The organism is Sphingopyxis sp. SCN 67-31 (assembly GCF_001725095.1).
Genome location: NZ_MEFH01000140.1, coordinates 1 through 7,778, shown reverse-complemented (window position 1 = coordinate 7,778; position 7,778 = coordinate 1). Strand labels below are relative to the sequence as shown.

At 64.2% G+C, this 7,778-nt stretch carries 6 protein-coding genes; all 6 read left to right on the top strand.

Annotated elements, in window-relative coordinates:
- Positions 1–41 precede the first annotated feature (41 nt).
- The 6 genes from ABS88_RS21620 to ABS88_RS21595 all read left to right on the top strand — a co-directional run bounded on the left by ABS88_RS21620 (position 42) and on the right by ABS88_RS21595 (position 7,769).
- Positions 42–2,093, top strand: a complete 2,052-nt coding sequence (locus ABS88_RS21620) for a M13 family metallopeptidase (RefSeq protein ID WP_003050303.1) — start codon at positions 42–44, stop codon at positions 2,091–2,093.
- 71 nt (positions 2,094–2,164) lie between these two features.
- Positions 2,165–4,564: a hybrid sensor histidine kinase/response regulator gene (locus ABS88_RS21615; protein ID WP_286750553.1), complete on the top strand. Its 2,400-nt coding sequence runs from the start codon at positions 2,165–2,167 to the stop codon at positions 4,562–4,564.
- Positions 4,557–4,910: a response regulator gene (locus tag ABS88_RS21610; RefSeq protein ID WP_286750552.1), complete on the top strand. Its 354-nt coding sequence runs from the start codon at positions 4,557–4,559 to the stop codon at positions 4,908–4,910. The genes ABS88_RS21615 and ABS88_RS21610 overlap by 8 nt, the downstream gene beginning before the upstream one ends.
- A gap of 124 nt (positions 4,911–5,034) precedes the next feature.
- Positions 5,035–6,111, top strand: a complete 1,077-nt coding sequence (recA, locus tag ABS88_RS21605; protein WP_003050311.1) for a recombinase RecA — start codon at positions 5,035–5,037, stop codon at positions 6,109–6,111.
- Between the two features lie 206 nt (positions 6,112–6,317).
- The gene (locus ABS88_RS21600) at positions 6,318–7,133 is read left to right on the top strand and encodes an agmatinase family protein (RefSeq protein WP_286750551.1); all 816 of its coding nucleotides are present in this window, start codon (positions 6,318–6,320) and stop codon (positions 7,131–7,133) included.
- 12 nt (positions 7,134–7,145) lie between these two features.
- On the top strand, positions 7,146–7,769 hold the full coding sequence (locus ABS88_RS21595) for a glutathione S-transferase family protein (protein WP_286750550.1): 624 nt from the start codon (positions 7,146–7,148) through the stop codon (positions 7,767–7,769).
- The last annotated feature ends 9 nt before the right edge of the window (positions 7,770–7,778 follow it).

Here is a 7,778-nt window from a genome sequence, read left to right as displayed (position 1 = left end):
ATCATGTCCTGCCCGTCAACCTGGGGATAATCATGACACGTATGACGCATTCTTCGCGCCTGATGGCGACCGCCGCGCTGGGCGCGATGCTGTTCGGCATGGCGCCGGCGGTATCGGTTTCGGCCAAGGAGCAGGCTGCCGCCTCGGCCAAGGCCGACAAGCCCGAAATCGGCGATTTCGGCTTCGACACGACCGGCATGGACAAGAGCGTGCTGCCCGGCAACGACTTCTACGCCTATGCCAATGGCACCTGGGCCAAGAACACCGCGATCCCGGCGGACAAGTCCAACTATGGCATGTTCACCGCACTTGCCGATCTGTCGCAAAAGCGCACGCAGGAGATTCTCGAAGCGGCGAAGGGCGATCCGAACAGCATGATCGGACGCGCCTATGCCTCCTATCTCGATTCGGCGTCGGTCGAGGCGAAGGGGCTTGCCCCGATCCAGCCGTGGCTTGCGAAGATCCGCGCCGTCGACAAACCGGGCCTTGCCGCGTTGCTCGCCGAAGCCGACCGCAACGGTGTCTCGCATTTCTTCGGCGGCTATGTCGGGCAGGACGACAAGAATCCCGACGTCTACATCTACACGATGTTCCAGGGCGGCCTCGGCATGCCCGATCGCGACTTCTACCTGAAGGACAATGAGCGCAACGCCAAGCTGCAGGCGGCTTACCTCAAGCATCTGGAAAATGTCCTGACGCTGGCAGGCGAGCAGGACGCCGCGGCGCGGGCGCAGGCAATCTATGCCTTCGAAAAGCAGATCGCGACGGTTCATTGGGACAAGAATGACAGCAGCGACGCGACCAAGGTCTATAACAAGATGACGCTTGCCGAACTGGAAAAGGCGGCGCCGGGCTTCGACTGGACGACCTTTGTTCGCGGCATCGGCGTCAAGGAAGACGCGCTGCTCGTGTCGCAGCCGAGCGCCTTCACCGGCGAGGCGAAGCTGATTGCCGACGCGCCGATCGGCGTGCTGCGCGACGCGCTGCTCGTCCGCAGCCTCGACGGCTTTTCGGACGTGCTGCCCGATGCGGTCGCGCAGGAAGCCTTCTCCTTCTATGGCACCGCGCTGTCGGGAACGCCGCAGATGCAGGAGCGCTGGAAGCGCGCGGTCGATTTCACCACGGGCAATCTGGGTGAAGCGGTCGGCAAGGATTATGTCGCGAAATATTTCCCGCCCGAAACCAAGGCGGAAATGGACAAGCTGGTCAAGAATGTCATCGCGGCGCTCGGCCACCGCATCGACAATCTTGCGTGGATGCAGCCCGAAACCAAGGTGAAGGCGAAGAAGAAGCTGGCCAATTTCACCACCAAGATCGGCTATCCCGATCGCTGGAAGGATTATGGATCGCTGGAAATCCGGGCCGACGACTTGTTCGGCAACGCGCTGCGCGCCAACCAGTGGCAGCATGACGACAATATCAGCCGTCTCGGCGGTCCGATCCGGCGCTGGGAATGGGGCATGACCCCGATGACGGTCAATGCCTATGCCAATTTCGGGATGAACGAGATCGTCTTCCCGGCCGCAATCCTGCAGCCGCCCTTCTTCGATCCGAAGGCCGACCCGGCAATCAACTATGGCGGCATCGGCGCGGTGATCGGCCATGAGATCAGCCACCATTTCGACGACCAGGGTTCGAAATATGACGAAACCGGCAAGCTCGCCGACTGGTGGACGCCCGAGGATGTGAAGGCGTTCGAAGCGGCGAGCAAGGCGCTCGTTGCGCAATATGACGCCTATGAAGTGCTGCCGGGCGAGCATCTCGACGGCACCTTCACGCTGGGTGAGAATATCGGCGATCTCGCCGGCCTCAACATCGCCTATGACGCGTACAAGGCGTCGCTGGGCGGCAAGGAGGCGCCGGTGATCGACGGGCTGACCGGCGACCAGCGCTTCTTCCTCGGCTGGGCGCAGGTATGGCGGCGCAACTATCGCGAACAGAATCTGTCGCAGCGCATTTCGACCGATCCGCATTCGCCCTCGATCCAGCGGACTTGGGTCTCGCGCAATCTTGACCCTTGGTATAAGGCCTATCAGGTTAAGCCGGGCCAGAAGCTCTATCTGGATCCGAAGGATCGTGTTCGCATCTGGTGATGCGCTGACTGGGAAAGTGTGAATTGACCGCGCAGAGCCTGCCTTCCGCTGATACCGATTTCAGCAGGGGGGTGGGCGCTGCCGGTCCGCTTTCTGCAATTCAAGGACTTTCCCGGATCGACCTTGCGCTGCTCGGCGGTCTCGCGCTGGTGTCGGTCGGGCTGTTGTTCTGGGCCACCGGCGACGCGGTGCTTGCCGCCGGTTTCCTTGCCGGACTCGCGCTCGCGGCGGGCGGCATGATCCTCGCGCGGCGTCTTTTTCCGGCGGCCGCGGTGGGCGAGGCAGCGCCGACCGATTGGTCGATGCTGCGCGCCGCGGTCAATCATGACGATATCGCGATTGCGATCACCGACCGGGCCGGACGTCTCGTCTGTGCGAACGACCTGTTCGCGACATGGATGGGCGGCTTCGTCACGCCGCCGGGCCTGCCGCTCGAAGGGCGCGGCGCCGAGCTGCTCAAAAATGCGGGCCGGACCGCGTGGCGTGACGGTGAAGGCGGGGTCGACGAAATCGCGGTCGGGCCCTTGCAACTTCGCGCGCAAGTGCTGCGATCGGGGCAGGCCGAAGACTATCTGATCTGGCGCTTTTCGGCCCATGAACGGCTCGATCTGGCGGGAGAGATCGTCCGCCACCTCGACGGACCCGCGGGGCGCACGCTGGCGCAGGCGGGGGTGATGGCGGCGCTGGTCAGTGCCGAGGGCCGGTTGCGCGTTGCCAATCAGGCGTTTCTTTTGCGCGCGCTCGGCGAGGAGGATGCGCTGCATTATGCGGGGCGCGATGTCGCCGGTATGTTGCGGCTCGATGATGCCGGCGCGCTCTATTTTGCGCGTGAGGGCGATCGGGCAACGCCAGTGCGGATGCTGCAAATCCCGCTGACGCCGGCCGATACGCACGGGCCGATGCTGCTCGCCATGCTCGACGAGGAGATCGGACCCGCCGATCGCGGCACCGCGCAAAGCTATATCGAAACGCTGCTGTCGCTGCTGCCCTTCGGGCTTGCGCTCGTCGATCGCGACGGCCGCTTTCTTTACATGAACCGCGCTTTCATGCGCGCCGCGGGCGTCGCCGATGGCAAGAAGCCGCGCTACCCCGGCGATCTTGTGGTCGGCGAGGACAAGGGGCCACTCGCCGACATGATCCGCCGTCACAGCAGCGGGCAACAGGTCGGCGGCGATCTCTCGATCCGGCTGGCCGGACAAGGCGACGAGCCGGTGTCGATGCGCGTCGTCGGCGTGCGCGGGCTGGGCGAGGCGGCGGTTCTGCTCAGCCTCAAGGATTCGAGCGAGGAGTCGCGCCTCAAGCGGCAGGTGGCGCAGGCATCGAAGATGCAGGCAGTCGGCCAGCTTGCGGGCGGCGTCGCGCATGATTTCAACAATATCCTGACCGCGGTGCTCGGAAGCTGCGATCTGATGCTGATGCGGCACACGCCGGGCGACAGCGACTATGACGATATTCAGCAGATCCGCAGCAACGCCAACCGCGCGGCGAGCCTGACGCGGCAGTTGCTCGCCTTTTCGCGCCAGCAGACGTTGCGGCCGCAGATATTGCAGCTTCCCGACGTGATTTCGGAAGTATCGCATCTGCTCAAGCGATTGATCGGCGATACGGTGCAATTGTCGGTGCATCACGGTCGCGGGCTGGGTGCGGTGCGCGCCGACCCCGGGCAGCTCGAACAGGTCATCATCAACCTTGCGGTCAATGCGCGCGACGCGATGCCCGGCGGCGGGACGCTGACGATCGAAACCTATCCCGTTTCGGCCGCCGACGTGCGCCAGATGGGCAATGAATTCATGCCGCCCGCCGATTACAGCGCGCTGAAGGTCAGCGATACGGGCACCGGCATTCCGGCCGAAGTGCTGCCCAAAATCTTCGAACCCTTTTTTACGACCAAGGATGTCGGCAAGGGGACGGGACTGGGGCTGTCGACGGTCTACGGCATCATCAAGCAGTCGGCGGGCTTTATCTTTGCCGACAGCAAGCCCGGCGCGGGGACAAACTTCACCATCTACCTGCCGGTCCACCGGGCCGAAAGCGGCGTGCCGGCGACGCCGCCGCCGACCGCGAAGGCGAAGAAAAGCCAGTGGGGCACCGGCACCATCCTGCTCGTCGAGGACGAGGATATGGTGCGGGCGGTCGCCGAACGGGCGCTGACCCGCGCGGGTTACACGGTCGTCACCGCGTCGCAGGGCGAAGAGGGGCTTGAACGCTTCGCCGCGATGGACAAGATTGACCTGGTGATCAGCGACGTTGTGATGCCGACGATGGACGGGCCGACGATGGTCCGTGCCATGCGCGCCAAGCGGGCGAACCTGCCGGTGCTGTTCATGTCGGGCTATGCCGAGGAGCAATTGCGCCAGTCGATCAACATCGACGATGTCGCCTTCCTGCCCAAGCCCTTCTCGGTCGCGCAGCTTGCCGAAGCCGTGTCGATGGCGCTCGATGATGCGGCGCACAGGGTGGGCCATGGCTGAAGACCGGTTGATCCTGCTTGTCGAAGACGATGTCCTGATCGGCATGATGCTCGTCGATATGTTCGACGCGCTCGGCTATCCCGAACCGGCGCAGGCGACGACCAACGAAGAAGCGCTCGCGGCAATCGCGTCGCAGCCGGTGGCGGGCGCGCTCGTCGATATCAACCTGGGCGACGAAAAGGGCTGGCCGGTCGCCGACGCGCTGGCGGAGCGGGGGATTCCCTTTGCCTTCACCTCGGGCGGCGGCGACGTGATTCCCGCGCCGCATGCGAGCCGCAAGCTGGTGACGAAGCCGTTCCGTATCGCCGAAATCGAGGCCGTTCTGGACGGATTTTTCGCGGAATAGCGCGCGCCTTGCGGATAGCGCGCAAAAATATTTGTTCTTCACTTGTTCCGGTAGAACAAATGACGTACACAGCTCTGGCGTTGCGGTGGTTCTGCCTTCGCTCTAGAGCTGGAAAGGAACGGTCATGGCCGGACAATTATCACTCGTCGAATCGGGGAAATCAGTGAACAGCACAGACAGGCAGAAGGCGCTCGACGCCGCACTCGCGCAGATCGATCGCGCGTTCGGCAAGGGCTCGGTGATGAAGCTCGGATCGAAGGAAGCGATGCAGGTCGAGGCGGTCTCGACCGGGTCGCTCGGCCTCGACATCGCGCTCGGCGTCGGCGGTTTGCCGCGTGGCCGCGTCATCGAAATCTACGGTCCCGAAAGCTCGGGCAAGACCACCCTTGCGCTGCATTGCATCGCCGAAGCGCAGAAGACCGGCGGAACCGCGGCCTTCGTCGACGCCGAACATGCGCTCGATCCCGTCTATGCGAAGAAGCTGGGCGTCAACATTGACGAGCTGATCGTGTCGCAGCCCGATACGGGCGAACAGGCGCTTGAAATCGTCGATACGCTGGTGCGCTCGAATGCGATCGACGTGCTCGTCGTCGACTCGGTCGCCGCGCTCGTCCCGCGCGCCGAAATCGAAGGCGAGATGGGCGACAGCCATGTCGGCCTTCAGGCGCGCCTGATGTCGCAGAGCTTGCGCAAACTCACCGGCTCGATCAGCCGCTCGCGCTGCATGGTGATCTTCATCAACCAGCTGCGCATGAAGATCGGCGTGATGTACGGCAATCCCGAGACGACGACGGGCGGCAATGCGCTCAAATTCTACGCCTCGGTCCGCCTCGATATCCGCCGCACCGGCCAGATCAAGGACCGCGACGAAATCGTCGGCAACACCACGCGTGTCAAAGTCGTCAAGAACAAGGTCGCGCCCCCGTTCAAGCAGGTCGAATTCGACATCATGTACGGGCAGGGCATTTCGAAGATCGGCGAAATCCTCGACCTCGGGGTAAAGGCCGGTCTGGTCGAAAAATCGGGCGCCTGGTTCAGCTATGATTCGATCCGCATCGGTCAGGGCCGCGAAAATGCGAAGAATTTCCTGACCGAAAATCCCGAACTGATGGAGCGGCTCGAAAAGGCGATCCGCAGCCGCACCGATGCGGTGGCCGAAGAGATGATGACCGGCCCCGACGCGGACGACGACGATATCTGATCCGGATCCGGCGAGCCGTCGCAATACGGCTCGCCGGCGAACGGCGGCGGGCCCGTGCCTCTCCGGCACGCCTCCTTGGATCTGCCCGACCCCTCTCTTGGCAGGTCGGCCCGGCCGCCGTTGACCATGCCGCCGCTGACCATGCTAGCGGGGGCATGTGCCGCATCCCGGCTTGCGTGTTCAGGGGCAAGGACTACACAGGCTCGATGCCCGCGATCCGCCTTTTCGGTTTGCCGACCGACGTCAACAGCAGTTTCGAACGCGGCGCGGCGGGTGGTCCTGCCGCGATCCGTGCCGCGCTGCGCAGCGATCGCGGCAATATGGCAAGCGAACTCGGTCCCGAAATCGGCACGGATATCGCCTTCACCGACGATGGCGACCTGCCGCTGACCGAGCATGTCGAACACGACGATGCCGCGATCCGGCGCCATGTCGCGATGCTGCACGAGGATGGCGAAATTCCCATCGCGCTTGGCGGCGATCATGCGGTGACATTTCCGCTCGTCGAAGCCGCCGCCGCTTGTTTCGGTCCGCTCAACATCCTGCACATCGACGCGCATCCCGACTTGTACGACGACTTCGGCGGCAATCCGCGCAGCCATGCGTCGCCCTTTGCCCGGATATGCGAAGCGGGCCATGCCGCGCGGTTGGTCCAAGTCGGTATCCGCACGTTGAATCGCCATTGCGCCACGCAAGCCGATCGCTTCGGCGTCGAGATCGTCCCGATGGCGGGCTTCGTTCCCGAAGCGGTGCCGGTGCTGAGCGGCCCGCTCTATATCTCGATCGACCTCGACGGGCTCGATCCGTCGGCGGCGCCCGGCGTCGCGCATCCCGAGCCCGGCGGGCTGACGGTGCGCGAACTGCTCGCGGTGCTGCACCGGCAGCGCGCGCCGATCGTCGGCGCGGACATCGTCGAACATCATCCGGGCCGCGATATCGGCGGCGTGACCGCGATTGTCGGCGCCAAGCTGGTGCGCGAGCTGGCGGCGTTGATCGATCGTAACGGATATTGGCGCGGATAAGAGGAGAATGCGATGAGCTTGATCGTCCACCATCTGAACAACAGCCGGTCGCAGCGCATATTGTGGCTGCTCGAGGAAATCGGCGCTCCATACGAAATCCGCCACTATCAGCGCGACGCCGTGACCAATCTCGCGCCGCCCGAGCTGAAAGCCGTCCATCCGCTCGGCAAATCGCCGCTGCTCGAGGACGATGGACGGGTGATCCAGGAATCGGGCGCGATCGTCGAGTATCTGTGCGAGCGCCATGGCGGTGACGCCCTGGTCCCGCCGCGCGGCACCGACGATCATGTCCGGCACCTCGAGCTGCTGCACTTTGCCGAAGGTTCGGCGATGACTCCTGTTCTCCTCAATCTCTATGTCGCCCGCCTCGGCGATGCTGCGGCGCCGCTGCGACCGCGGATCGAGGAACAGCTCGGCGCGCATTTCGCCTATCTCGAAAGCGAGATCGGCGACGCCGGGCATTTCATCGGCGATCGCCTGTCGGCTGCCGACATCATGCTGAGCTTCCCGGCCGAGGTTGCGGCGATGAACGGTGCCGATCGCTATCCGCGCCTCGCCGCCTTCGTCGCGGCGTGCCACGCGCGCCCCGCTTGGCAGCGCGCGCGCGAACGCGGGGGCGATTATTTTGTCTTTTGATCGCCGGTT